Raw genomic sequence first — 24,325 nt, forward strand, 5'->3', positions numbered from 1 at the left:
AGCTTTATCAGCGGAAAACGGTGTCGAAAACCGGATGAGTTCTAACATCCCAACGATTTCAAATTACATTTCCGCAGCACATACTGCGCAGCTTTCCATCATATAAGCCAGCAAGGCGAAATAGCTGGCACATGACTCAAAATGGAAGGCAATCAAGACCGCCCCCTGGCCCAACACGCATATCCCATGCGGCTTACAGGCCAGGCATGCCGCAAAGCCGCATGGACTATGCGCCGTGGCGGCATGCTGGTTTTAAAAATCTAGATAGCTTCCTGGCTCGCCGCTTTTGCCTTGGCGGCTGCTGCCAGATTGCGTAAGACTTGTGCCGCCGCCGCTAAACCGAAGGAGGCGGTGACCACGATGGAGGAGCCAAAACCGGCGCAATTGAGGCCGGTCACGCCTGCGTTGCTGGTGTCATCGACTTCGCAGACTTCGGCCGTCTCGGGCATAGCCAAGGCCTCCATAGAAAACACGGCATCGATACCGAATTTGCTTTTGCTACCGCGCGGAAAGCCGAAATTTTGGCGCAGGCGTTTGCGTACCAGCGCCAGCAAAGGCTCTTGCTCGGTGCGCGACAGATCACGTATTTCTATCTTGCAGGGATCAGTCTGGCCACCCGCCGCCCCTATCGTGATCAAGGGGATGCCGCGCTGGCGGCAATACGCGATCAGCGCGGTCTTGGCTTTGACGCTGTCGATGGCATCGATCACATAATCAAAATTATGCGCGCCTATCATCTGATCGAGATTCTCCGGCGTCACAAAATCTTCTACCTCAGTGACCTGGCAAAACGGATTGATCTGGTAGATGCGCTCGGCCAGCGCTGTGACCTTGGCCTTGCCTAGCGTCTCGCTGGTTGCTTGTAGCTGGCGATTGACATTCGATTCAGCCACGTTATCCAGGTCTATCATGGTCAGATGGCCGATCGCACTACGCGCCAGCGCCTCCACCACCCATGAACCGACGCCGCCGACGCCGACGATGCAGACATTGGCTTGCTTGAAATGTTCCAGCGCCACCGCGCCGTACAGACGGGCGACGCCGCCAAAACGCCGTTCAAAATCGATATCGACAGGTTCTTGTTGCTTATACATGGAATTGGTATTTCTAGTAAAGATGTACACTGAGGCCGCCATTTTACAAGATCAAGCGGCCCACATTGCAGCTGCGTTTGACAATCTGAGTGAATCTCGCGCTGGCTTGGCCCCAGCCTTGAGTGGAGATTGATCTTAGACAAGCAGCTTTCATCAGAATCCTGCATAATTTTCACCTCGACTCCATGAGCTAACCAACATCAAGAGGATCTGTGGATAATTTATTTAGCAGCGCGCCCGGCTTTGACCAGCCCCTAGCCGTCCTCAAACATTGCCATGACCGCATCCGCAAGCAATTGACTACGCTAGACAAATTGCTGGCGCATCTGCCCGAGCAAGGTGCCGACGAGCAAGCCAGACAAGCCGCCTTTGCGGTGTTGCGCTACTTTACCGATGCGGCACCACTGCATCATGAGGATGAAGAATGCGACCTACTGCCAACACTGGAAGCCACTGCGCAAGGCGAGGATGCTGCTCTGTTGCAGCAGCTATTACCGCGCATCTTGCAGCAACACGCAGAAATGGCCACTTTGTGGGCAAATCTGGAGCGCCAGCTTAAGGCGATTTCTCTCGGTGTTTCGGCCGTATTGGCAGAATCTGATATTGCGCAATTTAAAGAAATTTATTTTGATCACATGCACACCGAAGAAACTCAGATCGCCCCCATGGCCAAGCGCATATTTAGTGACGCACAAATGGCTACACTAGGCAACGCCATGCAAGAACGGCGCGGCATCCCTACCCAAGTTTAACCAGGATTTATCATGTCTATTGCCAATCTCCGTAAAGATTACCAACTCGCCAGCCTGTCAGAAACCGACGTCGCTGCCGACCCGATACTACAATTTGCGCACTGGTTTGAGCAGGCGCTCAAGGCCGATGCCGCTGAAGCCAATGCCATGAGCCTGGCCACCGTGAATGCCGAGGGCCGGCCTTCGTCGCGTATCGTGCTGATTAAAGAGTTTAACCAAAATGGCTTCTCGTGGTTCACCAACTATGACAGCGCCAAAGGCCATGATCTGGCGACTAACCCACAGGCTGCCTTGCTATTTTTCTGGAGTGCGCTGGAGCGCCAGGTACGCATAGAAGGCCGCATAGAAAAAGTCTCAGAGCAAGACAACGACAATTATTTTCATAGCCGCCCGCTAGGCAGTCGCCGCAGCGCCTGCGCCTCGCAGCAAAGCCAGCCTATTGCCAATCGCGATTTATTAGAACAACGTCTGGAACAAGTGACCAGCGAACATGGCGATCATCCGCCGCGCCCACAACACTGGGGCGGTTACCGTCTGGTGCCAGATCGCATAGAATTTTGGCAGGGCCGCAGCTCGCGTCTGCATGATCGCATCGTCTACACGCGTGGCAGCGATGGCATCTGGAGCATCAGCCGCTTGCAACCATAGCTGGGTAGCGCCATAAAAAAAGCACGCATCAGCGTGCTTTTTTTAATTCAGGGTGCGATTCATATGCCCTGAATAATTAAACTTTTTTGTGCGGACTGAGCCCGCTACTCTGTGACTCGCGTACTCTCTGGCGATCTGCACCTTGGGCGCGATCACCATGCAGCAATAGCTTTGATGCGCATTGAGCTTGTAATAATTCTGATGATATTCTTCGGCCAGATAAAAGCTTGAGACTGGCAATAAGTCAGTCACCAGCGGCGCATCCCAAACGCAGGCCAGTTCGTCCATGACCTTCCCCGCCATCTTCTCTTGCTCAGGACTATGCGTAAAGATCACCGAACGATATTGACTGCCGATATCGCTGCCTTGACGATTTAAGGTAGTCGGGTCATGCACGGCAAAAAATACTTCGAGCAAAGTCCGGTAACTGACCACGGTATTATCAAAACTGACCCTTACCACTTCGGCGTGACCGGTATTGCCTTCTGCCACTTGCTCAGAATTAGGGTGTGCCACAGTGCCGCCAGCAAAGCCAGAATCGGCACCCTTAACGCCACGCAATTGCTGAAACACTGCTTCTATACACCAGAAACACCCACCGCCAAACGTTGCCATCTCGATCGCCATGCTTACACTCCCAGATACGGTGATGCCTGAGTAAAAACACGCATTTTTACTTGCATCACACCAATTACTTATTAGTTTGAATTATCAAGTAATCATTAAATATGAGCAATCTTTATACAAATAGTGGCAAGACTAGGCTCTTGGTGTATCATTTTTTAATACTTTTTTACATTTCAAAAAATCATGCCTAAAGCTACCACGCTGGTTGACTCCTTGAAACGCGAACTCAAGGCTAGAAATATTACTTACGCCGAGCTCGCCACCCGTATCTCTATGTCGGAAGCGAGCGTCAAACGCATGTTTTCGCAAAAGAATTTTACCCTACAAAGACTAGACGATATCTTACAAGCCACAGAAATCAGCTTACGTGACTTAGCGCTGAACTCGGGCGAAGAATCGCTGATCTCAGAGCTGACCTTTGAGCAAGAAAAAGAAATCATCAACGACCCGAAAGAATTTCTGGTCGCGGTCTCGGCACTCAATTTGCTGACGGTAGAGCAAATGATCAAGATTTACGAGCTGACCGAAGTGGAAGTCATCAAATACTTGCTACGCCTGGATAAGATCGGCTTTCTGGAACTGCTCCCGAATAACCGCGTCAAGCTGCTGGTCTCGCGTACCTTCCGCTGGATACCGAACGGCCCTATCCAAAACGATTTCCGCGATCAAGCCTATGCCGAATATCTATCCTGCGACTTCAACGGCGACCACGAGTTAATGCGCCTGATCAACGTGATGCTATCGAAACAGTCGGTCAATGCGCTGTTAAATCGCCTCAAGCAAGTGGCCAGAGAGTTTTCCGAACAACATCAGGAAGACGCCAAACTACCGTTCGAAGAAAAACACCGCATGAGCTTTATGCTGGCAGCTCGGCCATGGCTACCGCAACAATTCAAGGCGCTGGTACGTAAGGAATATATAGAGCAGTACGAGGAAAAGAAGAATAAGAAGAAGCTGTAGTCAAGTAAAGTTCAGTCTGTTGCGAAAATCATTAAAAACAAAACGAAAACCTCTCAAAGGAGGCACAGAGAAAAAACGGAGAACGTTGGTTTTCTCAGTGAGTCTCTGTGTCTCTGTGTCTCTGTGTTGAGGGGTTTTGACTTTCTTCATAGTCGGCGGAATAGTAAGGTAGTCAATACAAAATCCGAAACCGGCAGGCTCAGCGCGCATATTCCATGCGCTTCTTCAAGCACGTAGGCCTGGAAGCCGCATAGAATATGCGCGCTGGGCCAGGCCACTTTTAAAACCGCATCAACCTAGCAAATCAGCCTATTAATTTACTGGCAAACAGCTTGCGCGCCTTGGCCACCTTAGGCGCTACCACTACCGAGCAATAGCCTTGCTGAGGATGCTGGCGGAAATAATTTTGATGGTAGTCTTCGGCGATATAAAACATAGGCGCAGTACTGAGCTCGGTGACGATAGGATCTTCCCATACCGCTGCCATCTTATGTAGCACCTGCTGCGCAATGGCCTGCTGTTCTGCATCATGGAAATAAATAACCGAACGGTATTGGGTGCCGGCGTCATTGCCCTGACGGTTGAGCGTGGTCGGATCGTGGATGGTAAAAAATATCTCCAGCAGCTCCTGGTAACTGATCACTGCGGGGTCAAAACTCAGACGCACCACCTCAGCGTGGCCAGTCTTGCCGGTACAAATCTGCTCATAAGTGGGCATATGAACGGCACCGCCGGTATAACCTGACTCCACTTTGAGTACCCCACGGATCTGCTGAAATACCGCCTCGGTGCACCAGAAGCAACCGCCGCCCAGAGTGGCGACGGCGCTGGATGCTAAATTATTTTGCGTCATATTGCGTCCTTGATCTGAATTTTCTGGATTGTCTCGAGTATTTCGATTTATTAGTGGGAGTACTAAGCCCTGGCCAACTCGCGTGCCGCGCTACTTCAGCTTGGTCTGACGTCAGCGCATTTTGCTTACACGTATTTTCATCGATCTGTAGCGAAGCTGCTTGCTAGGCCTTAATAGTTACAAAAAACATAAAAGCATGCGCGGCTTTAATCGAAACTCCTACGCTTTTATTAAAACCCTGACAATACTCAATCTGCCTGCAAGCGGGTAAAATGCGGCATGCAAAATTTTAGTGATGATACTCCTGTCCAGAGCGACGATGAGCTGGCTCTGCAGACCTATTTCAAGACTGGCATTTCTCCTGACGACGTCGCTGCGGTTTTTCCGCTCAAGCGCGCTCAGCCTATGCTGCAAGCGTTTACTGCCTTGTTTCATGGCGGTTTTAACGGTGTCCTGTTGCGCCTACTGGTGTTGCGCGAGCTGACCGCCGATGTCGAGACGCCGGCTTTGTCGCGCGCCGACATCAATGCCAAACTCGGCTATTTAGAGGCCGACAGCCTGGAAACCGTGTTGTCGCGGCTGCGCACTACCGGCTTATTGGTGTGGGATGCCAGCCAGGCCGTGTATAGAGTCAGCCCTACCGCGCGCAATGTACTGGCGGCACTAGAGTCGCTACTGCAAGTGGAACAACAAGGCGAAATCGAATATGTGCTGACCCAAGTGGCCGGTGCACAGGCGGTCGGTGGTGTCTCGGTCGAGCAATTGCATCATTTGCTGGGCCGCTTAATCGAGTTGACCGAAGAATTCTCCGATGCGATTGCCTCGGGCTCAGAGTTTCAACTGCGCACTGCCCAAAAAAAATGGCATACCGCTTGCGATTGGGTAGAAAAAGGCTCGCAGATTATTCAGGCGATCACGCACGACAGCCGCGCTGATTCAGCCACCCACAGGGCCGCACAGGCAATTGGTCGCGCTCAGAGCGCACTGCTGAATATGCAAGGCATGTTTTCGCGCGCACTGAACCAGATCGAGCGGCAACGCGTCCATCTGGGGCAATCTGGTCTTTCGACTACCGATATCAAGACCTGGCTGTTGCAAAGAGACGATCTGGCCTCGCTGGCCGACAATGCCTTGGCGCATCCGGTGACGCCGCTCTTCATCACTCCTTCTGAGATGATAGACGTGGCCGAAAGCGAATTGCTCGCCACCCGCGTTTCGGCAGTGGCGGGGGCTCTGCCGGAAGGCGAAAATGCGCCGGAAATCGCCAAGGATGATAGCGATGCTTTGCTAGAACTCGATCATTGGCTGGCCTTACTCAGCAACGCCAATCCCCTAGAAAAAGCAGTGCCGCTGCAGGAAGTTTTATTGCCAGCCAGCTTCGCGATTGCCTCTTACCGCGCCTCACTATTGCCGCTGCTTGGCGACATCAATGAATCTGCCTTGCAAGGCGCGACCGCCGCACTGGCCAGACTGCCCTTGGTATTTAATTCCAAAGACAAGATGCAAAAAGTGGTCTCTGAGCATGTGGCTGCGATGTCGATCGCCAGTCTGAGCCTGGCGAGCGCTGAACCAGAACATCAGGAAGCGGTAGAGATGCCTGCACTGGCATCAACTACGCCCAAAAAATCGGGTAAATCCGTCAAACAAAATAAGTCAGAAAAATCAATTCAGGCCAACGCCAGCGCGACCGAAAGCGTCGCCGAAAGCGTCACCGAAAGTGTCACCGAACACGCAATGCCAGAAATGGCCGCTAGCACTGACGCTGCAACAGCAGCACAGCCTGACGCAATAGAAATCACCAGAGAAACACCATGACCGAAGATGCACAAATACTGATCGCCCGCCTGCTGGCACACCAGACTTTAAGACGTGAAGACAAGCTGGTAAAACGCGCCCTCTCGGATGAAATATTCCGAGCCGATGTCGATCTGCGTCTAAAAGCTTGCGGCATGAAATTTCTCGACAATGTATATGCCGACTACGTCACGTTGGCACTCACGCGCGACAGCGAATCGAAAGTATTCGGCACCAAAGAGACCTGGCAGAACAATAATTTTGGCCTGGCGCGCGATGGTGTCGCGCTATTGGTGGTGTTGTGGTCACTGATTATTTTGCCGAAACGCGAACGCCAGGAAGCGCATCAGCAAGCCGAAGAAGAACAGAACGATATGTTCGGTAAAGAAAAACCTATGCCACGCGCCGAAGAAAGTTCTATCGGTATTTCTTACCGCGCCTTGTTGGCCGATTTTGGCGAAAAGCTAGGCAAGAAAACCCGTATGGACATGAATCTGGGGCAGCTGGCGCGTCTGGGTTTTATCGAACGCAAAGGCGACCTGGTGCTGGAAGGTGCCTTACTCGATTTGATGATGGATACCGACACACTGAAAGACCGCATCATCAACGGCGCGCTATCGGATATTTTCCCGGCGCAGATACAACGCACCCCGGCTGTGATTGCGCCACTGCTTGAAGCCGAGGCAGAGCCAGAGCCACAGCAAGAACACCAAGCGCAAGCCGAGCAGGCATCCGCCGTCACACCAACAGAAGAAGAATAAGCCCTATGTTTCATATTAAATCTTTAGAACTGGTGCACTGGGATTACTGGCAGCGCATCAAGAATATCCCGCTAGACGCCAAGATCATCACCATTGCTGGCCAAAACGGTTCTGGCAAAACCACCTTGCTCGATGCGTTGCGCACTCTGTTTGGTCTGGAATGCTCGATGGGCCGCTCCTACAAACATTATGCGCGTCACTCCGGCCAGCAAACCTCATGGATACGTGCTGTAGTCGACAACAGCGCGGTCGGGCCGCAGATCTCAAACCGCCCTTTCCGCCTTTCTGGCTTGTATGAGGACGATGTCACGCTGTTTTGTAAAATCGAAAAAAACGGTGGCGATTGGAAGCGGCTGTATCTGATGCGCGGCGGCAAAGTCGAGATCGAAGAAGTGCAGGAAGCGAATGACTGGCTGGGTGTAGAGAACTACCGCAAGCGCCTGTCGCATGCAGGCCTGTCCAGCGCGATGGGTAAGGTGCTGGCACTGGAGCAAGGCGAGACCGATAAGCTGTGCGAATACGCACCACGCCAGTTGCTCGATCTGGTGTTTCAGGTGTTCGGCGACAAGGAAGTGTTGGACGCCTACGATGACGCCAAGCGCCATCAACGCGATACCGAAACCGAATTGCAGCATTTCGAAACCGAATTCGACGCGGCCAAAACAAATCTGGAAGGTCTGCGCCTGCGCGTGGCCAATTACCACCAGTGGGAAGCGCTGAACAAAGAAAAACGCGATTTACAGGAAGAGGTTTTGCCGACCCTGCAATACCATGAGGCGCTAGAACATGCCGCTGCCACCAGCCAGGCGCTGCGCGGCAGTAAGCGTTTTCTCAAGACCCAGGATGAAGGCCTGTCTGAACGGCGCCAGCAACTGGCACAACAGGCACAAAAACTCACAGAAGCGCAACAGAGCGAAGCCGGTCTGGAAGCGGAAGAGTCTAGTCTGCGCGAAAAACTGCAACAGATTAATACCAAACTAAAACCGCAAGAAAGTCTGCTGGAGCAAAAAACCCGTTTGCAAAAACTGGCCGCAGAAGCCGATGCTGACGTCGCCAATGTGGCCGACGATCTGGAGAAAAAAGAAGCCGAGCTGTCGCGCAATAAGCAAGAGCGCGACGCCCTCAGCAGCCGCATCAGTGCCGAGATGGAAACCATTAGCGCCCTGCAAGGCAAGACCGCGCTAGCCGATCCGGAAAACGTGCGCCTGATGCGCCGTGCACTCAACGATGCCGGCATTTCTCATTGCATGTTGCCTGAGATAGTAGAAGTAACCGACCAAAAATGGCAAGGCGCAGTCGAAGGTGTCTTGCGCGGCTACACCTCGGTCATTTTGCTCGACAAAGCCAGTGACGCCAGCGCCGCTTACCGTGTCGGCGAAAAGCAACGCTACAGCCACTTCATCGTACCGGACCGTATCAACGCCCCTAGCGTCAAAGACGATAGTCTGCTGTCGGTGGTGAATTTTACCGCCAAGGCACCAAGCTGGTTGATCGAGCAATTGCAGCGAATCGAGACCGTTGATTCCATCGACAAGGGCATGAAGAGCGCCAAGTCGCAAGAATGGATCACGCCCGATGCTTACCACTTTGAACGCCGTGGCGGCCGCTCGCTATTTGTCGAAGCCTCGCGCTATCGTTTCGGTAGCGCCGGTCGTACCCAACGTCTGGAAGCTCTGCAAAAATCGCTGCCGCGCCTGCAATCGCAAGAAGATCAGCTCACCATTAAAATCAGCAAACTCGCGGGTGAAATTAGCTCTTACAAAGCCAGACTAGCCGGTGTCGATGCGGCCAAAGAACTCAGCGCCCGTCATGCAGAATTTGAAGAAGCCACACGCAACACCCAACCGCTGAAACAGCAACGCATGGAAGTTGGTGGTCGTCTGGGCGAGCTGGCACCTTTGCTCAAATCCGCCACCGAACAACGCACCGTGGCACATCTAAAATGGGAGCAAGCCAAGGCCAGCATCGCCGACGCCGAAGCCCAATTACGAGTATCAGAAAAGCGTCACGCGGAAGAACGCAAGACCCAGTTCGAGACGCTCAAGGCGATGCGCGCCAGCTGGCACAAACTACCGCATAACTGGAAGCGTAGCTCACACCGCAAAGAGCTGGTGGCCGAACACGAAAACGTCCATCAGATCGACCTCCGTCTACGCAGCCTGGGGAATATTTTAGGACGTGATGACTGGGAAATTGACTCTACCGTGGTCGATCAGTACGTGCGCTTAAACACCTTACTACAAGGCCGCCAGGCAGAAACCGACGAGCGCCGCTATCAGAATAACCGCGCCATGGAAGCCACCGTCAACGCCCGCAGCGCCTACATGGACAGGCTGCGTTACACGATTAAGGCCTACAGCAAAAACATCAAACAACTAGGCGAACTGGCCGGTATTGAAGTGCACACCGATCCGGTTAAGCTGGAAAATGACGATACCCAATTATCGCAAGCCGGCCTGCACGTACGCTTTAAGTTCGACGGCAAAGGCCCGATAGGCATGAACGACGGCGAAGCCTCCGGCGGCCAACAGGTCATGAAGTCACTGATCTTGTTGATAGGCTTACTCAAATCGGAAGACGGTTCCGGTGGCTTCGTCTTCATCGATGAACCGTTTGCCCATCTGGATATCCGTAATATTCAGCTGGTCGGTGAATTTTTGAAAAACACCGACGCCCAATACCTGATGACCACCCCGCTGACGCACAACACTGACGTCTACGACCCATCAGAATTGACACTGATCACGAGCAAGAAGAAAAAAGACACAGAATGGGCGCAGCCGATTTTTGTCTTGCAGCGTAAGGTTGAGAAAATCAAGGACGCCAGAGCGTGATGGACATTGAAACACTCAACAGCAGCGACTTCATGTACCAAAGTTCGGTGCCGGTATTTGGTCGCTATCTAAGTCAAATGAATATCGTGTTAGACAGACTGGAGCTGGATGCGGCGCGTCTGAATCTGAGCCCTGACGAACTACTCCAGGCCAGGCTCGCGCCCGACATGTTCGCGTGTGCAGATCAACTGGCGATCGCCTGTAATTTCGTATTTCGCTGCTGCGCGCCATTGGCGCAAATGGAGATTCCCGCCTACGGAAACTTCGATAGCACTCTAGCAGGCTTGCGCCAGCGTATCGCCAGCAGGCTAAGCTTTATACAAACGCTGACACCGGTGCACATGCAGGGCAGCGAGGCTCGTCTGATACACGCCGATGCAGGTCAGGCACAACTGCATTTGCCTGGCATGGTCTTCCTACATCAGTACATGCTGCCGAATTTCATCTTCCATCTGAGCAGCGCGTATGCCATTTTGCGCCAGCAAGGCCTAGCATTGGGCAAGGCGGACTTTGATGGTTTTCATGTTTATCCCCGTGCATCCTAAAATGCACAAACACCGGAAAACCTAGCTGCCAGCGACTCGAAATCGATTATTCAAAACGAAACACGCATATTCCATGCGCCTTAGCGAGCAAAAACAGGCTGTAAGGCGCATGGAATATGCGTGATCGTTTTTTGGAACTTCTAAAAACCCCATAATCGTACGCATCGCGGCGTTACAAATCCTCGCAATACCGACGTATTGCTCCGGTTTGCGCCTTGCGCTGCATCCCGATTAAAGGGTTTTTAGAAGTTCCTGTTTAAAATTATTGAGACCTCAAGGCCTTGATGCTAGCAACAAGGCGTTTTCTAGTCGTTTTATGCGGCCGCTATCTTCTGCAATGCCTGCGCCAAAGTATCCACGGTGCGGTCTATATTTTGCAGTTTCTCTAAGCCGAACAGGCCGATGCGGAAGGTTTGGAAATCAGCAGGTTCATCGCATTGCAGTGGCACTCCGGCAGCAATTTGCAAACCTTGGGCGGCGAACTTTTTGCCGTTCTTAAAATCGGCATCCTCGGTATAACAAACCACCACGCCCGGTGCCTCAAAGCCGCTTGCCGCGACACTTTTATAGCCCTGGTCGCTCAGCAGCGTGCGTACGCGCTGACCTAATTCTAATTGCTGAGCGCGAATTTTATCGAAACCATACACCGCCGTTTCTTGCATCACATCGCGAAAGCGCGCCAATGCATCGCAAGGCATGGTGGCATGATAGGCGTGGCCGCCTTGTTCGTAGGCTTGCATGATCTGCAGCCATTTTTTCAGATCGCAGGCAAAACTACTGCTTTGGGTGGCATTCACCCGTTCAAGCGCGCGCTCGCTAAGCATCACCAAGGCACAGCATGGCGAGGCACTCCAGCCTTTTTGCGGGGCACTGATCAAGACGTCGATGCCGCAAGCTTGCATGTCCACCCACAAGGCACCGGAGGCGATGCAATCGAGCACAAACAAGCCACCGACCGCATGCACGGCATCGGCCACGGCGCGCAGATAATCATCGGGTAACAACATGCCGGAGGCGGTCTCTACATGCGGCGCAAACACCACTTGTGGTTTTTCCGCTGCGATGGTGGCGACTACTTCGTCTATCGGTGCCGGTGCCAAAGCCGCTTGCGAACCAGCGGTTTGCGGGCGCGCTTTTAACACTTGCACTGAAGCGGGAATATCGCCCATCTCGAGTATCTGTGTCCAGCGATAGCTGAACCAGCCATTGCGTATCACCAGGCACTTTTGTTGAGTGGCCAATTGGCGTGCTACCGCCTCCATACCAAAGGTGCCGCTACCAGGCACGATCGCCACCGCATGCGCCTTATAGACTTGCTTGAGGGTGCTGGAAATATCCTTCATCACACCTTGAAATTCTAGCGACATATGATTGAGCGAGCGGTCGGTATACACCACCGAGTATTCGATCAAGCCATCGGGATCGATGCTGGGAAAGAGTTTGGACATGGGGGACTCCTTGAAATGAGTGAGAAACTAAGTGAGTAACTAAGTGAGTAACTAAGTGAGTAACTAAGTGAGAAAATATTTGTACTAATTTACACTAATTAGTGCGTGATCGTGGCAAGCTAAATCGCCCATAAAAAAAGCACCAGATGCATGGATCTGATGCTTTTTTTCGCAGGCATCCTGCTATCAAATTAAGAGCAACTAGTGCTGGTAGTGACCACCGTTGGTACGTTGCCAGGAGCCGCAGCCTGGGTGTAGACCACCTGGCAATTTGCCGGTGTGGTGACACCAGTAGGACTAACCGTCAGAGTCGCCCCTGCTACGGTGAGAGTGTAATCCGCCGCGCCTAAACCGGCCGCGGCCGCGATAGTCGCTGCATTCGCGTAGCCATTCAGAACATCCACTGTCACCCCTTCTACCGCCACTTGAGCGGGAACCGGTGTTGTGACGAGAACCTTGCCATGTATCATGGATGAGGTAGAGACTAAGGACCCCGTTGCCGCATTCAATTTAGCCTTACGCGCATCGGCACCGAAATCGGCAAATTTTGGCAGGGCAGTGGCCGCCAATACCCCTAAAATAACGATCACAACGATCAGTTCTATCAGGGTAAAGCCTGAGGATTGCTTGGTTTTCATAGTCACACCCATCTGAGGTTAATTATCTTACGTGATACTTATTCTGCATAACTGCGGTGCAGTTTAGGAACTTATTTCATGCTCGCACTAAAACCCTAGGAATTCAAGCAGAACAGCTAAAGTTTCCTTGGTTTAAGCCTGCTTAGCTACATTTCCGCCTGACAGCGCTCAGACTAAGACCACAGCAAGCCGCTTTAGCTCAGACGCAAGCTGGCCGTTTCCCTCATGCAGACATTGCCCACCGCAATCCATCACCTCAATCTAGATACCCCGCAGGCACCGCGTCTTTCGCTTGCAGCAAGGCCTGATCCAGTACCTCTACCCAATGCTTTACCGGTGTCGTGGTGCCCGATTGCAGATGCGTCAGGCACCCGATATTCGCCGACAAAATCACTTCAGGTTTGCTGGCCTCCAGATTGCGCAATTTATTGTCGCGTAGCTGATAAGACAATTCTGGCTGCAACACTGAATAAGTACCGGCCGAACCACAGCACAGATGGCTGTCAGCGCAGAGTTTAACGTCTACGCCTACGCTGCGTAACAGGCCCTCAACCTTGCCGCGGATTTGCTGGCCATGTTGCAGGGTGCAAGGTGGATGCCAGACCACGCGCTGGCCTAGTTGCTGACCGATTTTTTGCACAAGTTCGGCTTCAAATTCGGGCAAAATTTCGCTCAGATCACGCGTCAATTCCGAGATACGCCTTGCCTTGTCAGCGTAAGCAGCATCGTGCGCCAGTAAATGGCCGTACTCCTTGACGGTGGAGCCGCAACCGGAGGCGGTCATGACGATCGCTTCCGCACCAGCCTCTACATACGGCCACCAGGCATCGATGTTATTGCGCATATCGTTTAGCCCGCCGTCCTGGTCATTCAGGTGATAGCGGATCGCGCCGCAGCAACCCGCCTTAGGCGCGATCACTAATTGCACCGCTAAAGCATCGAGTACACGCGCCGTCGCGAAATTAATATTTGGCGACATGCTCGGTTGTACGCAACCATCGAGCAATAACATCTTGCGTGGGTGTTGCGTCTGCGGCCAGACCCCACACTGCTGCGCCACCGGTATCTTATTTTGTAAAGCCTTGGGCAGCACCGGTCGCAAAGCCTGCCCCAGCTTCATGGCGGGATTAAACAGGGCTTTACGCGGCAAGAGATTTTTTAGGGTGCCGCGCAACACCTGCTGCGCCAGCGGCCGTGGCACCTGCTCATCGACGATCTTACGACCGATATCAAGCAAGCGCCCGTATTGGACGCCAGAAGGGCAAGTCGTTTCGCAATTGCGGCAGGTCAGGCAACGGTCCAGATGCTGTTGGGTTTTTACTGTAGCTGGCTTACCTTCCAGCACTTGCTTGATCAGATAGATGCGTCCGCGCGGGCCATCTAATTCATCGCCCAGCAATTGATAGGTGGGGCAAGTGGCGGTGCAAAAACCGCAGTGCACGCACTTGCGCAAAATCTCTTCAGCCTGCTGGCCTTCGCGCGTGTCTTTAATAAAATCGGCAAGATTGGTTTGCATGAGGGCTCTCTATAAATCGGGATACATGCGACCGGGATTGAAGATGCCGGCCGGATCGAAACTAGTTTTCAGATTGCGATGTACCTGCGCTAGCGGCTTTGATAAAGGCGTGAACACGCCAGCGCTTTTATCGCCACCACGAAACAGCGTGACATGGCCACCGGCTGCTCTGGCCAGCTCGCGTATCCGTTGCGGTGCCTCATCGCTGAACAACCAGCGTTGCGCCCCGCCCCACTCGATCAGGGATTTACCGCTCAGTGCCAGTGCCGGAGTAGTAGCAGGCAGCGATAAACGCCACAAGCCGTGCTCGGCATCTTGCGAGAAAAAATCATGTTCTTGCTCACGCAGCGACGCCCAATACGCGCTAGCATCGGCGATTTCCTCACCACCTAAGCTCAGTTTGGCGGCACGCACAGCGGCCTCGGCCCCCGACAAGCGCAACATCAGGCGCCCTACTTGCCAGGCGCTGCCAGAAATTGGCAAAGCCTGCCCGCCCCATTGATTCAGACGCGTGATCGCATCGGCTTCCGACAAGGCAAATGCCAGTGTGGTTTCGGCAAAGGGCTTGGGCAAAACCTTCAAAGAAATATCCAATACCAAGCCAAGACAGCCCATAGAGCCAGCCAGCAGGCGCGAGACATCATAGCCGGCGACATTCTTCATCACTTGCCCACCAAAGCGCAGCAGCTCGCCGCGGCCATCCATCAGCGTCGCCCCCAGTGCAAAATCGCGTACCGCTCCGGCAGTGGCGCGCCGTGGCCCCGCCAAACCAGCAGCAAACACCCCGCCTAAGGTCGCGCCAGGGCCGAACTGCGGCGGCTCGAAAGCCAGCATCTGATTTTCTTGATCCAACGCTGCCGTAATCTCGCTCAGCGGAGTACCGCAGCGCGCCGTCATCACCAATTCAGTCGGTTCATAGGCGACGATGCCATGATACACACGGGTATCGAGTAGCTCGCCCTGTGGCTCTTGGCCGTACCATTGTTTGCTGCCGCTGCCTTGCAAGCACAAGGCAGTGCGATTAGCGCTGGCACGCAAAATTTGTTCGCGATACGCGTGCAGTATGTGGTCCATGTCTGTGTTCATAATGCTTATCAATATTCAAAGTGAACTTCTAAAAAGGGAACTTCTAAAAACCCTTTAATCGGGATGCAGCGCAAGGCGCAAACCGGAGCAATACGTCGGTATTGCGAGGATTTGCGCCGCCGCGATGCGCCCGATTATGGGGTTTTTAGAATTTCCCAAAAGCGTATGCGCAGTATCCATGGGGCTTACAGGCCATTTTCGTGCCAGAAGGCGCATGGATATTGCGCGCAGTCTTAGCAACTTGATGTTTACTGGATTAAAAGCGCGGCAAATCAGGGAATTTCACCGCCCCTTTTTTCACATGCATACGGCCATATTCGGCGCAACGATGCAGGCTAGGAATCGCCTTATCCGGATTGAGCAAGAGCAGTGGATCGAAGCCGCGCTTAACCGCCCAAAAAGCCGCTAACTCTTCCGGCGAAAACTGCACGCACATAGAGCCGATTTTTTCTATGCCTACCCCATGTTCACCGGTAATGGTGCCGCCCACCGCCACGCACAATTCCAGGATCTCGGCACCGAAGGCTTCGGCTTGATGAAACTCGCCAGGCTGATTGGCATCAAACAAAATCAGCGGATGGAGATTACCGTCGCCAGCATGGAACACATTGGCACAGCGCAGGCCATATTTAATCTCCATGGCAGCGATACCGAGTAGGACTTGCGCCAGATTCTTGCGCGGAATGGTGCCATCCATGCAGTAGTAATCGGGCGAGATACGGCCCGCCGCCGGAAATGCGTTTTTACGACCAGACCAAAATTTCAAACGCTCCGCTTCGCTTTGCGAAACCGCGATCGCAGTAGCACCGGCCTGTTGCAAGACCGCGCTCATGCGCCCAATTTCTTCTTCGACTTCTTCCTGCGTGCCATCCGATTCGCATAATAAAATCGCCTCGGCATCGATGTCGTAACCAGCTTTAACATAGGGCTCGACCATGCGCGACGAGGTCTTATCCATCATCTCTAAGCCGGCCGGAATAATACCGGCCGCGATCACATTCGCCACTGCATTACCAGCCTTAATCACGTCATCGAAAGAGGCCATGATGACTCTGGCGGTCTGCGGCTTAGGGATGAGTCTCACCGTCACTTCGGTGACGATGCCGAGCATGCCTTCCGAGCCAATGAAGACTGCCAGCAAATCCAGACCGGGCGCATCCAGACCAGCACCACCAAGCTCTATGATCTCGCCCTCCATGCTCACCGCGCGCACCGCCATGACATTGTGCACGGTCAGACCATATTTCAGGCAATGCACACCGCCCGAATTTTCTGCCACATTGCCACCTATGCTGCAGGCGATTTGCGAAGAAGGGTCTGGTGCGTAATACAAATCATGCACCCCGACCGCATCCGAGATTGCAAGATTGCGCACGCCCGGTTGCACTCTGGCGGTTCTGGCATACGCATCAACGTTCAGAATTTTATTCAATCTGGCCGTGGATAGGACCAGACCATCGGCAATCGGCATGGCACCGCCAGACAAGCCCGTGCCAGCGCCACGTGGCACGATAGCCACTTGCATTTCGCGGCAGACTTGAACAATCGCGATCACCTGCGCCTCGCTCTCAGGCAGCGTCACCACCATCGGCAATTGCCGGTAAGCGGTCAGGCCATCGCATTCATAGGGGCGGGTATCTTCTTCGTGGTATAGCACCGATTGCGCCGGCAAAACACGGCGTAAAGCGGCCACCACGAGGCGCTGTCTTTGCTGATGCTGCTCTGACTTGTTTGGCTCCATCACTTCTCCTTCTTATTTTTATCCAGTGTAATGAGCTTTTCACTACTTGTGATGAATTGTTATGGGCTACAACATTGAATTTATTTCAGGCACAAAAAAAGGACGCCTCAGCGTCCTTTTTTAATCAGGGCCAGATTAGGCCGAGAAGGAAGATCCACAACCGCAGGTTGATTCTGCATTCGGATTCTTGATCACGAATTGCGCGCCTTCCAAATCATCTTTGTAATCAATCTCTGCACCAACCAGATATTGGAAGCTCATCGCGTCTATCAGTAACTGCACACCGTTTTTATCCATCACGGTATCGTCTTCATTGGTAATTTCATCGAAAGTGAAACCATACTGAAAACCTGAACATCCGCCACCTTGCACAAATACACGCAGTTTCAGATCAGGATTACCTTCTTCGGCAATCAGGTCTGCCACTTTTGCGGCGGCGCTATCGGTAAATACTATCGGACTTGGCATTTCGGCTACGGCATTCATATCGGCTCCTACAATTCAATCAGATCTTCATTATAGACCACAATTTACATCCTAGTTGGACGCGGCTAACTTCAAGACGGGTTCGACCAACTGATCATGCGCCAGCTTACCTGTGACCAGAGCACCGCTCATCATTTCCAAGGCTTTATAGTGCACGTCACCAGAAATTTTTGATTTAGCCTGTAACTCGATCAGCTCAGTGGAAAACACCGGGCCGTTAATCTCGCCGTTGACCACGATATGCGCTGCACGCACTTCGCCGTCGATTCTGGCCTGCTCAGAAATTACCAGCATGCTGGAAACTCCCGGCTCAGCGATCACATTGCCTTTGACGTGGCCATCTATCCGCAAGCCGCCCTTAAAGTGCAGATTGCCTTCTATACTGGTGGATACGCCGATCAAACTATCGATGGTATTTTTATTTTTGCGACTAAACATGAGCATTTCCTCAGAGTCTGTTGAAAAACGTTACTGCTTATTATGATGTTGTTGCATCAAAAAACTTACAAATTGATGCTTTGCTGCGCGCGCTGCACGCCCTTATCCATGATTTTGACCTGTATGCTTTTGACGACCGCATTATCCGGTAAAGTGATCAAGCCCTCTTGCCTTTGATAGTGCCGAAATGTCAATTTAAGCTTACCAGCCTCACCTGCTTTGGCGTCAGGGAATTGCATGATAGCAGGTTTACCCGCTACGACCAGATTTAGACTGAACTGCATCTCACCAACAAAATCCCGACCGCCCTTGCCACCCTGCATCACCAAGACCCGGTAGCGCAACTGATTTGGCGCAGCCATTTCGGCTTTAATCCTTTGCACCGTGATGCCCTCGGGCCCAGTCGCTGCTGGCATCAGGCTTTCAAAAAATGCCAGATCATCTTTCAGCTTCAGGTTTTCTGAGGTCAAGGTCTTGACCTGGTCGCCCAATTGTTTTTGCGTCGATTTTTCTATATTTTGCTGGCTCTCTATGGTGCTGGCGGTGGCTGCTAACTTATCCCGCTCGGCGGCCAACGTCTCGACTTGCCGCTGCAGCAAGTCGAGACGTTCAACGCTAAACTGAGGGCCAAATGCAAAACTGCGACCGAGATCGTAAGTCCACATCGCGATCGCGCCGCCCAAGCCTATCACCAGAGCTACCAAGGCCAGCTTAATCGGCCAGGGTTGCTGGTGGCTAATCGTCATTTTTGACGCCGCAATGCGGCGTTGCAAGAAGCGCGGTTTTGCCATGTTCGCTTAAGGCATTACTGGAACATGCATCAAGCCGGTGCTTTCATCCAGCCCGAACATTAGGTTCATACATTGCACTGCCTGGCCGGACGAACCTTTTACCAGATTATCCTGCACCACCAGCACTACCAGCATATTGCAGTCAGCCGGCCGGTGCAAAGCGATGCGCAACATATTCGAGCCGCGTGTGGATCTGGTCTCCGGATGTGCTCCGAATGGCATGACATCGACAAAAGGTTCATCTTTGTAGGCATCTTCAAACAGGGCCTGCAAGTCTGCATTACTGATTTCTTTGGTCAACCTGGCATACAAGGTGGAATGCATGCCGCGTATCATAGGCACTAGATGCGGCGTAAAAATCAGGCCGACCTTGTCCTTAGTCAGGTGCTGCAACTGCTCTACAGTTTCTGGCAGATGCCGGTGACCCGAAACGCCGTAGGCCTTAAAACTATCGCTGGCTTCTGCAAACAGGTAGCCAACATCAAGTTTGCGACCAGCACCCGATACGCCCGATTTGCAATCGGCAATCAGATTAGCTGCGTCGACGATACCCGCTTTCAACAAGGGGGCAAAACCGAGTTGCATGGTGGTCGGGTAACAACCTGGATTGCCAATTACACGTGCCGTTTTAATCGCCTCACGATTCAACTCTGGCAAACCGTAGACGGCTTCTTTTAAGAGATCGGTGCAGGTATGCGGCATGCCATACCATTTTTCAAATTGCGCCACATCTTGCAAACGAAAATCCGGCGCCAGATCGATCACCTTGACACCTGCGGCCACCAGCTCAGGCGCTTGTGACATCGCCACGCCATGCGGAGTAGCGAAGAACACCACATCGCACTCATGCAATTTTGCTTTTTCAGGCGAGCTAAACGCCACATCGACACGACCACGCAATGAGGGATACATATCGGCGACTGGCAAGCCATCTTCTTTACGTGAAGTGATAGCCGTCAATTGGGCTTGTGGATGCGTCGCTAAGATTCTGAGCAATTCCACGCCTGTGTAACCAGTACCGCCCACTATGCCAATTTTGATCATGCCTGATATCCTTAGAAAATATTGACGGGTATTTTAACAGTAGTTTGCATTTCTTCGATAAATCTCAGTAGCCATGAAAACATTCCTTTGAGCTACAAATATCGACATAAAAAAAGCCGCCAAATATGGCGGCTTTTTTGATCCAGCGAAAAAACGAATTAACGCTTGGAGAATTGCTTTGCGCGACGAGCTTTGCGCAGACCGACTTTTTTACGTTCAACTTCACGAGCATCGCGAGTAACGAAACCAGCTTTTGACAGCTCAGGCTTCAATGCTGCATCATAGTCGATCAGTGCACGAGTGATACCGTGACGAACTGCACCGGATTGACCGGATTCGCCGCCGCCGTGTACGTTGACCATAATGTCGAAAGTTTCGAGATTATTTGTCAATTCCAAAGGCTGGCTGATCACCATCAAACCCGTTTTACGGGAAAAATATTGGTCCGCTGGCTTACCGTTGACAACGATCTTGCCGCTGCCTGTCTTGATGAAAACACGAGCAACTGCGCTCTTGCGACGGCCAGTTCCGTAGTTGTAATTACCGATCATGGCTATTCCTTAGATGTCGAGAACTTGTGGTTGCTGCGCAGCATGCGGATGAGTTGCCTCTGCATACACTTTGAGCTTTTTGATCATCGCATAACCGAGTGGGCCTTTAGGCAACATGCCCTTAACAGCTTTCTCTAATGCACGACCTGGGAAACGCGCTTGCATTTTCTGGAAGTTTGTTTCGTAGATACCGCCTGGATAACCAGTATGACGGTAGTAAATCTTGTTCAGTGCTTTAGTTCCAGTCACACGCAGTTTACCTGCATTGATAACGACGATGAAATCGCCTGTATCAACGTGTGGTGTAAATTCTGGTTTGTGCTTGCCGCGTAAACGGAGTGCCACTTCGCTGGCAACACGTCCGAGAATTTTATCTGTCGCGTCAACCACGAACCAGTCGCGCTGAACCTCATGGCCCTTAGCGGAAAAGGTTTTCATGTTGAATCCTAGTAAAAGTTAAAAACGCCCTGTTTGGTGGTTCTGTCAGCACTTTCCTGACAGACGCATCCTTTTAAAATATCCCCTGGGCGAACAGAGAGTCGGCAATTATAGTGTTTTCAAGGAAGCAGCGCAAGAACTGTTTAAAATTTAGGCAAATTCTGCAGGTGATCTCCACGATTTTGGCAAAAAAAACCCGAAGACTTGCTTCGGGTCTAAGCCACCTCGAAGGTGGCGGAGGAGTCAAATAGCATAATTGCTTTAATATTTAACAATAAATTATTTATCAAATAATAGAACAGCCCTAGAGGTGGCACAAGGTAAACATTGCTTATTTCACAAATTACCCATCAGCTATTTCGAAGTAGCCTAATCCGATCCCACAAGTAGTGACAAAGTGGACTTAATATCTATGCGCTACAATAGAACAAATAGACAAAACGATTCACTCATAAAGGTAAACATGGAAGCAACAGTACGTTGGACCGGCTTGTCCGGCATGACTTTTCTGGCAGAAACAGGTTCTGGCCATGCAGTGTTAATGGATGGCGCCCCAGATGGCGGCGGTCGCAACCTCGCTCCGCGCCCTATGGAAATGGTATTACTGGGAACGGGCGGCTGCTCGGCCTATGACGTAGTCTTGATTTTACGTAAAAGCAAACAAGACATACGCGCTTGCGAAGTTAAGTTGAGCGCCGAGCGCGCCGAAGTCGAGCCTAAAGTGTTTACCAAAATTAATTTTCACTTTATCGTGCGCGGTCGCGATCTCAAGCCAAACCTGGTGGAGCGTGCCATCAAGCTATCACATGAAAAATATTGCTCTGCATCCATCATGCTAGAGAAAACCGCTGAAATGACCCACACTTTTGAGATCATAGAAGATCTTGATATGCCAAGTGAGCACGCCCTGACTAAAGATTAAGTGGCGCTTTGCGCTTGTTCTGCTTGTTCTGTATCCGGCTTACCAAAAATATCGGTGTAAGTCGGATAAAAAGAACAATACATTACTACCGTCAGCACTACCGACAGCGGCATTAAGACCAGCATCACGGTGGTCGCATTGCCAACAATGACTGCAATGATCAAGCTCACGATCAAAGGCAGCAGCACACCGATAGCGGTCCACGCCAAGCCATAAATACTAAAGGCGCGTCCAGCGCGCTGCACGGCAAAAAAGCTATAAAAAACCGCCTTACGCACTCCCATTTTTTGCCATGCGATTAACGGTGCAGCATACCAAAATGCCATCATTGCAGGCAAATACACTAAGGCGGCAAACAGCATGCTCCAAAACATGCCAGTCTCAGGCAGAGTCTTAGGATCGATCGGCTTTTGGCTCGTGACAAAATCCAAAAATACCCCGTCATCGATCAGACTAGAAGCCGCGATAGCGCAGCTTGCCGCCAGTACATACAGCACACCTAGTTTTAATAGATTAGCCAACTCTGGAGAGCGAAAGCCCGCCAACAGTAAATTGGGGTAGACACGCTGACCAGCTTCGCATTGTCGGCAAGCATTCATGAAGCTCATGGCAAATACCGGCACCAGCAACAAAGGCAAGACTTGCCCCGCAACGGGTATCAGCCCCATTCCCATATTTAAAAACATGTACGCAAAAAACAGCGTTAACATCTCAGCAGGTTGCTTTCTAAATATAGCAAAACCTTGTTTGACCCACAACCAGCCGGTCATTGCATTCGGAGTATTCATTGATTGTACAAATTCATTCTGACTAATTTTGTGGCAAAGCTGGCGCACTCGCCGCTTCTCTTAAGCGCAAGATGCGCTCGAAGTGTTCAGGATCATGTGGGGTCAATATTTCTGCATCACGTGGCAAATAATAATCATACAGACGAGATAACCAAAAACGGAATGCCGCGGCTCTCAGCATAGTACGCCAGGCAATCGCTTCTTCAGCCGTAAATGGACGCACTGCATGATACGCAGCCAGCATAGCCTCAACTCTGGCAAGATCCAAGACCCCGGTCTCGGGAGCGATGCACCAGTCATTGACAGTAACGGCGACATCAAAAATCCAGGTATCGCAACCGGCAAAGTAAAAATCAAAAAACCCGGTCAAGCGCTCACCGTCGAACATCACATTATTACGGAATAGATCGGCATGAATAGGCCCGCTAGGCAAAGCCTGATAGCTGGCCGTGCTGGCAAAGGCATCTTGATGATGTATCTCAGCACGCAACAAAGCTTGCTTATCCTCGTTCAAAAATGGCAGAACCAGTGGCACGGTCGCATGCCACCAGGCCAGACCACGGAGATTCGGTTGAACTATCTCAAAACCCTGCCCAGCCAAATGCATCTGCGCCAGCATCTTACCGACCTCGGCACAATGTATCGGCAGCGGGCTCATCTGTGACTCGCCCTCTAACTTACTCACGATAGCGGCAGGCTTACCATGCAAAGCCACCACCAAGTTGCCATTCGCATTGGCGATAGGCGCAGGTACCAAGACCCCATGATCGGCCAGCCGGCGCATCAACTTCAGATAAAACGGAAGTTGCTCAAAGCTCAGGTTTTCAAAAATTGTTAAGACAAACTCGCCCGCTTCGGTGCGAATGAAAAAATTACTATTTTCTATTCCAGAAGCGATACCTTTAATTGCCAGCGCCTTTCCCAAAGGGAATTGCGTCATCCACGGAGTCAAATCATCCAGTGTTACCGGTGTAAATACAGCCATATTATGCAGAGCTTCGTTTATTTTTTTGTTGGCGTGCTAGCAGCGGAGGATGCGGCAGCGGCGGGTTTCAGCGGCTCTGGTGCCGGAGCCAAGGTATCAGCGTGTTCGACTGCCTTGCCTTCTTTCGGGCCGCCAAACTCAAAAATTTTCCATTGCGCGGCGCGATTCGCATCGCCTTGCACCGTACCTCTAGGGGCATTGCCGACTTCCTGATCCGGCTTGACCACGTATTTGCTCTTGCCTGACTGCACCTGGATCTCGGTGACCTTACCGTTGACACGCGTTTCGGTCGTCTTATTTTTACTGCCCTCAGGCTTAGCGATAGTAATGCCGGTATCAGGCACATCTTCTATCACTTCCAGATTTGGCGGCATAGGTGCAGACTTGCTCTGCGCAGTGACAGATGCAGGCAAGACTGCAGCAAACAGGCATAGCATTAGTGCCGACGAGGTTTTTGCGATTATTTTCATGATATTTGACTAGAAGACAGATGAGAAAGCAAATAGAGCGAATTTAGGCTACATTGTAACAAAGCTACCTAGGCTATCACAGCGATATCCGCCGCAAACACCGAGCTTTGCCTAT

General features: G+C 51.9%; 25 protein-coding genes. 8 read left to right on the forward strand and 17 right to left on the reverse strand.

Annotated elements, in window-relative coordinates; genetic code table 11:
- Window positions 1-260 precede the first annotated feature (260 nt).
- Window positions 261-1,094 (reverse strand): tRNA cyclic N6-threonylcarbamoyladenosine(37) synthase TcdA, encoded by an 834-nt coding sequence (tcdA, locus tag EJN92_RS05650; protein ID WP_126126916.1) that lies wholly within the window; start codon window positions 1,092-1,094, stop codon window positions 261-263.
- 212 nt (window positions 1,095-1,306) lie between these two features.
- Here tcdA and EJN92_RS05655 point away from each other — a divergent pair, with 212 nt between their 5' ends.
- Together EJN92_RS05655 and pdxH are read left to right on the forward strand one after the other, a co-directional pair.
- Window positions 1,307-1,846: a hemerythrin domain-containing protein gene (locus tag EJN92_RS05655; protein WP_126126917.1), complete on the forward strand. Its 540-nt coding sequence runs from the start codon at window positions 1,307-1,309 to the stop codon at window positions 1,844-1,846.
- Window positions 1,847-1,858: 12 nt separating this feature from the next.
- Window positions 1,859-2,494, forward strand: coding sequence for a pyridoxamine 5'-phosphate oxidase (gene pdxH, locus EJN92_RS05660; RefSeq protein WP_126126918.1), 636 nt, complete (start codon window positions 1,859-1,861; stop codon window positions 2,492-2,494).
- A gap of 42 nt (window positions 2,495-2,536) precedes the next feature.
- On the opposite strand, the gene msrA (EJN92_RS05665) is transcribed toward pdxH, so the two are convergent.
- Complete coding sequence (msrA, locus tag EJN92_RS05665) at window positions 2,537-3,121, reverse strand: peptide-methionine (S)-S-oxide reductase MsrA (protein WP_126126919.1); 585 nt, start codon at window positions 3,119-3,121, stop codon at window positions 2,537-2,539.
- Between the two features lie 183 nt (window positions 3,122-3,304).
- Between msrA (EJN92_RS05665) and EJN92_RS05670 the strand changes: the two genes are divergently transcribed.
- Complete coding sequence (locus EJN92_RS05670; RefSeq protein WP_126126920.1) at window positions 3,305-4,081, forward strand: helix-turn-helix domain-containing protein; 777 nt, start codon at window positions 3,305-3,307, stop codon at window positions 4,079-4,081.
- A gap of 304 nt (window positions 4,082-4,385) precedes the next feature.
- Here EJN92_RS05670 and msrA (EJN92_RS05675) read toward each other — a convergent pair whose 3' ends face one another.
- On the reverse strand, window positions 4,386-4,934 hold the full coding sequence (gene msrA / locus EJN92_RS05675; RefSeq protein WP_126126921.1) for a peptide-methionine (S)-S-oxide reductase MsrA: 549 nt from the start codon (window positions 4,932-4,934) through the stop codon (window positions 4,386-4,388).
- 279 nt (window positions 4,935-5,213) lie between these two features.
- On the opposite strand from msrA (EJN92_RS05675), the gene EJN92_RS05680 reads away from it, so the two are divergent.
- Genes EJN92_RS05680 through EJN92_RS05695 form a run of 4 tightly spaced genes read left to right on the forward strand, consistent with a single transcriptional unit; the run spans window position 5,214 to window position 10,868 of the window.
- Window positions 5,214-6,749 carry a hypothetical protein gene (locus EJN92_RS05680; protein ID WP_227869720.1) on the forward strand — a complete coding sequence of 512 codons (1,536 nt, stop codon included), beginning with the start codon at window positions 5,214-5,216 and terminating at the stop codon, window positions 6,747-6,749.
- On the forward strand, window positions 6,746-7,489 hold the full coding sequence (locus EJN92_RS05685) for a hypothetical protein (RefSeq protein ID WP_227869721.1): 744 nt from the start codon (window positions 6,746-6,748) through the stop codon (window positions 7,487-7,489). The genes EJN92_RS05680 and EJN92_RS05685 overlap by 4 nt, the downstream gene beginning before the upstream one ends.
- 5 nt (window positions 7,490-7,494) lie before the next feature.
- A complete protein-coding gene (locus EJN92_RS05690; RefSeq protein WP_126126922.1) occupies window positions 7,495-10,323 on the forward strand; it encodes an ATP-binding protein in 2,829 nt (942 codons plus the stop codon).
- The gene (locus EJN92_RS05695) at window positions 10,323-10,868 is read left to right on the forward strand and encodes a DUF1993 domain-containing protein (RefSeq protein WP_227869816.1); all 546 of its coding nucleotides are present in this window, start codon (window positions 10,323-10,325) and stop codon (window positions 10,866-10,868) included. The genes EJN92_RS05690 and EJN92_RS05695 overlap by 1 nt, the downstream gene beginning before the upstream one ends.
- 314 nt (window positions 10,869-11,182) lie before the next feature.
- Here the strand turns inward: EJN92_RS05695 and EJN92_RS05700 are convergent, their stop codons facing one another.
- From EJN92_RS05700 to rplM, 11 genes are all read right to left on the reverse strand, one after another.
- Window positions 11,183-12,316, reverse strand: a complete 1,134-nt coding sequence (locus EJN92_RS05700; protein ID WP_126126924.1) for an aminotransferase class V-fold PLP-dependent enzyme — start codon at window positions 12,314-12,316, stop codon at window positions 11,183-11,185.
- A 191-nt stretch (window positions 12,317-12,507) separates the two neighbouring features.
- Window positions 12,508-12,954 carry a type II secretion system protein gene (locus EJN92_RS05705; RefSeq protein ID WP_227869722.1) on the reverse strand — a complete coding sequence of 149 codons (447 nt, stop codon included), beginning with the start codon at window positions 12,952-12,954 and terminating at the stop codon, window positions 12,508-12,510.
- A 256-nt stretch (window positions 12,955-13,210) separates the two neighbouring features.
- Entirely contained in the window at window positions 13,211-14,470 is a 1,260-nt protein-coding gene (gene glcF / locus EJN92_RS05710) for a glycolate oxidase subunit GlcF (protein ID WP_126126926.1), read from the reverse strand.
- A gap of 9 nt (window positions 14,471-14,479) precedes the next feature.
- On the reverse strand, window positions 14,480-15,556 hold the full coding sequence (gene glcE / locus EJN92_RS05715; RefSeq protein WP_227869723.1) for a glycolate oxidase subunit GlcE: 1,077 nt from the start codon (window positions 15,554-15,556) through the stop codon (window positions 14,480-14,482).
- Window positions 15,557-15,812: 256 nt separating this feature from the next.
- Window positions 15,813-17,297 (reverse strand): FAD-linked oxidase C-terminal domain-containing protein, encoded by a 1,485-nt coding sequence (locus tag EJN92_RS05720; protein ID WP_126126927.1) that lies wholly within the window; start codon window positions 17,295-17,297, stop codon window positions 15,813-15,815.
- A gap of 135 nt (window positions 17,298-17,432) precedes the next feature.
- Window positions 17,433-17,783 (reverse strand): iron-sulfur cluster insertion protein ErpA, encoded by a 351-nt coding sequence (gene erpA, locus EJN92_RS05725; protein ID WP_126126928.1) that lies wholly within the window; start codon window positions 17,781-17,783, stop codon window positions 17,433-17,435.
- A 51-nt stretch (window positions 17,784-17,834) separates the two neighbouring features.
- Window positions 17,835-18,221, reverse strand: coding sequence for a bactofilin family protein (locus tag EJN92_RS05730; RefSeq protein WP_126126929.1), 387 nt, complete (start codon window positions 18,219-18,221; stop codon window positions 17,835-17,837).
- Between the two features lie 65 nt (window positions 18,222-18,286).
- A complete protein-coding gene (locus EJN92_RS05735; RefSeq protein WP_126126930.1) occupies window positions 18,287-19,012 on the reverse strand; it encodes a DUF6776 family protein in 726 nt (241 codons plus the stop codon).
- 6 nt (window positions 19,013-19,018) lie between these two features.
- Window positions 19,019-20,056 carry an N-acetyl-gamma-glutamyl-phosphate reductase gene (argC, locus tag EJN92_RS05740; RefSeq protein ID WP_126126931.1) on the reverse strand — a complete coding sequence of 346 codons (1,038 nt, stop codon included), beginning with the start codon at window positions 20,054-20,056 and terminating at the stop codon, window positions 19,019-19,021.
- A 158-nt stretch (window positions 20,057-20,214) separates the two neighbouring features.
- Window positions 20,215-20,607 carry a 30S ribosomal protein S9 gene (gene rpsI, locus EJN92_RS05745; RefSeq protein ID WP_126126932.1) on the reverse strand — a complete coding sequence of 131 codons (393 nt, stop codon included), beginning with the start codon at window positions 20,605-20,607 and terminating at the stop codon, window positions 20,215-20,217.
- 9 nt (window positions 20,608-20,616) lie between these two features.
- Window positions 20,617-21,045, reverse strand: coding sequence for a 50S ribosomal protein L13 (rplM, locus tag EJN92_RS05750; RefSeq protein WP_126126933.1), 429 nt, complete (start codon window positions 21,043-21,045; stop codon window positions 20,617-20,619).
- A gap of 463 nt (window positions 21,046-21,508) precedes the next feature.
- Here rplM and EJN92_RS05755 point away from each other — a divergent pair, with 463 nt between their 5' ends.
- A complete protein-coding gene (locus EJN92_RS05755; RefSeq protein WP_126126934.1) occupies window positions 21,509-21,967 on the forward strand; it encodes an OsmC family protein in 459 nt (152 codons plus the stop codon).
- Here EJN92_RS05755 and EJN92_RS05760 read toward each other — a convergent pair.
- Genes EJN92_RS05760 through EJN92_RS05770 form a run of 3 tightly spaced genes read right to left on the reverse strand, consistent with a single transcriptional unit; the run spans window position 21,964 to window position 24,210 of the window.
- The gene (locus tag EJN92_RS05760) at window positions 21,964-22,755 is read right to left on the reverse strand and encodes a BPSS1780 family membrane protein (RefSeq protein WP_126126935.1); all 792 of its coding nucleotides are present in this window, start codon (window positions 22,753-22,755) and stop codon (window positions 21,964-21,966) included. The genes EJN92_RS05755 and EJN92_RS05760 overlap by 4 nt on opposite strands.
- Window positions 22,756-22,777: 22 nt before the next feature.
- Complete coding sequence (locus EJN92_RS05765) at window positions 22,778-23,740, reverse strand: homoserine kinase (RefSeq protein WP_126126936.1); 963 nt, start codon at window positions 23,738-23,740, stop codon at window positions 22,778-22,780.
- 17 nt (window positions 23,741-23,757) lie between these two features.
- Window positions 23,758-24,210, reverse strand: a complete 453-nt coding sequence (locus tag EJN92_RS05770) for a DUF2782 domain-containing protein (protein ID WP_126126937.1) — start codon at window positions 24,208-24,210, stop codon at window positions 23,758-23,760.
- Window positions 24,211-24,325 lie beyond the last annotated feature (115 nt).

It is taken from the genome of Undibacterium parvum, assembly GCF_003955735.1.
Classification (GTDB): Bacteria; Pseudomonadota; Gammaproteobacteria; order Burkholderiales; family Burkholderiaceae_D; genus Undibacterium; species Undibacterium parvum.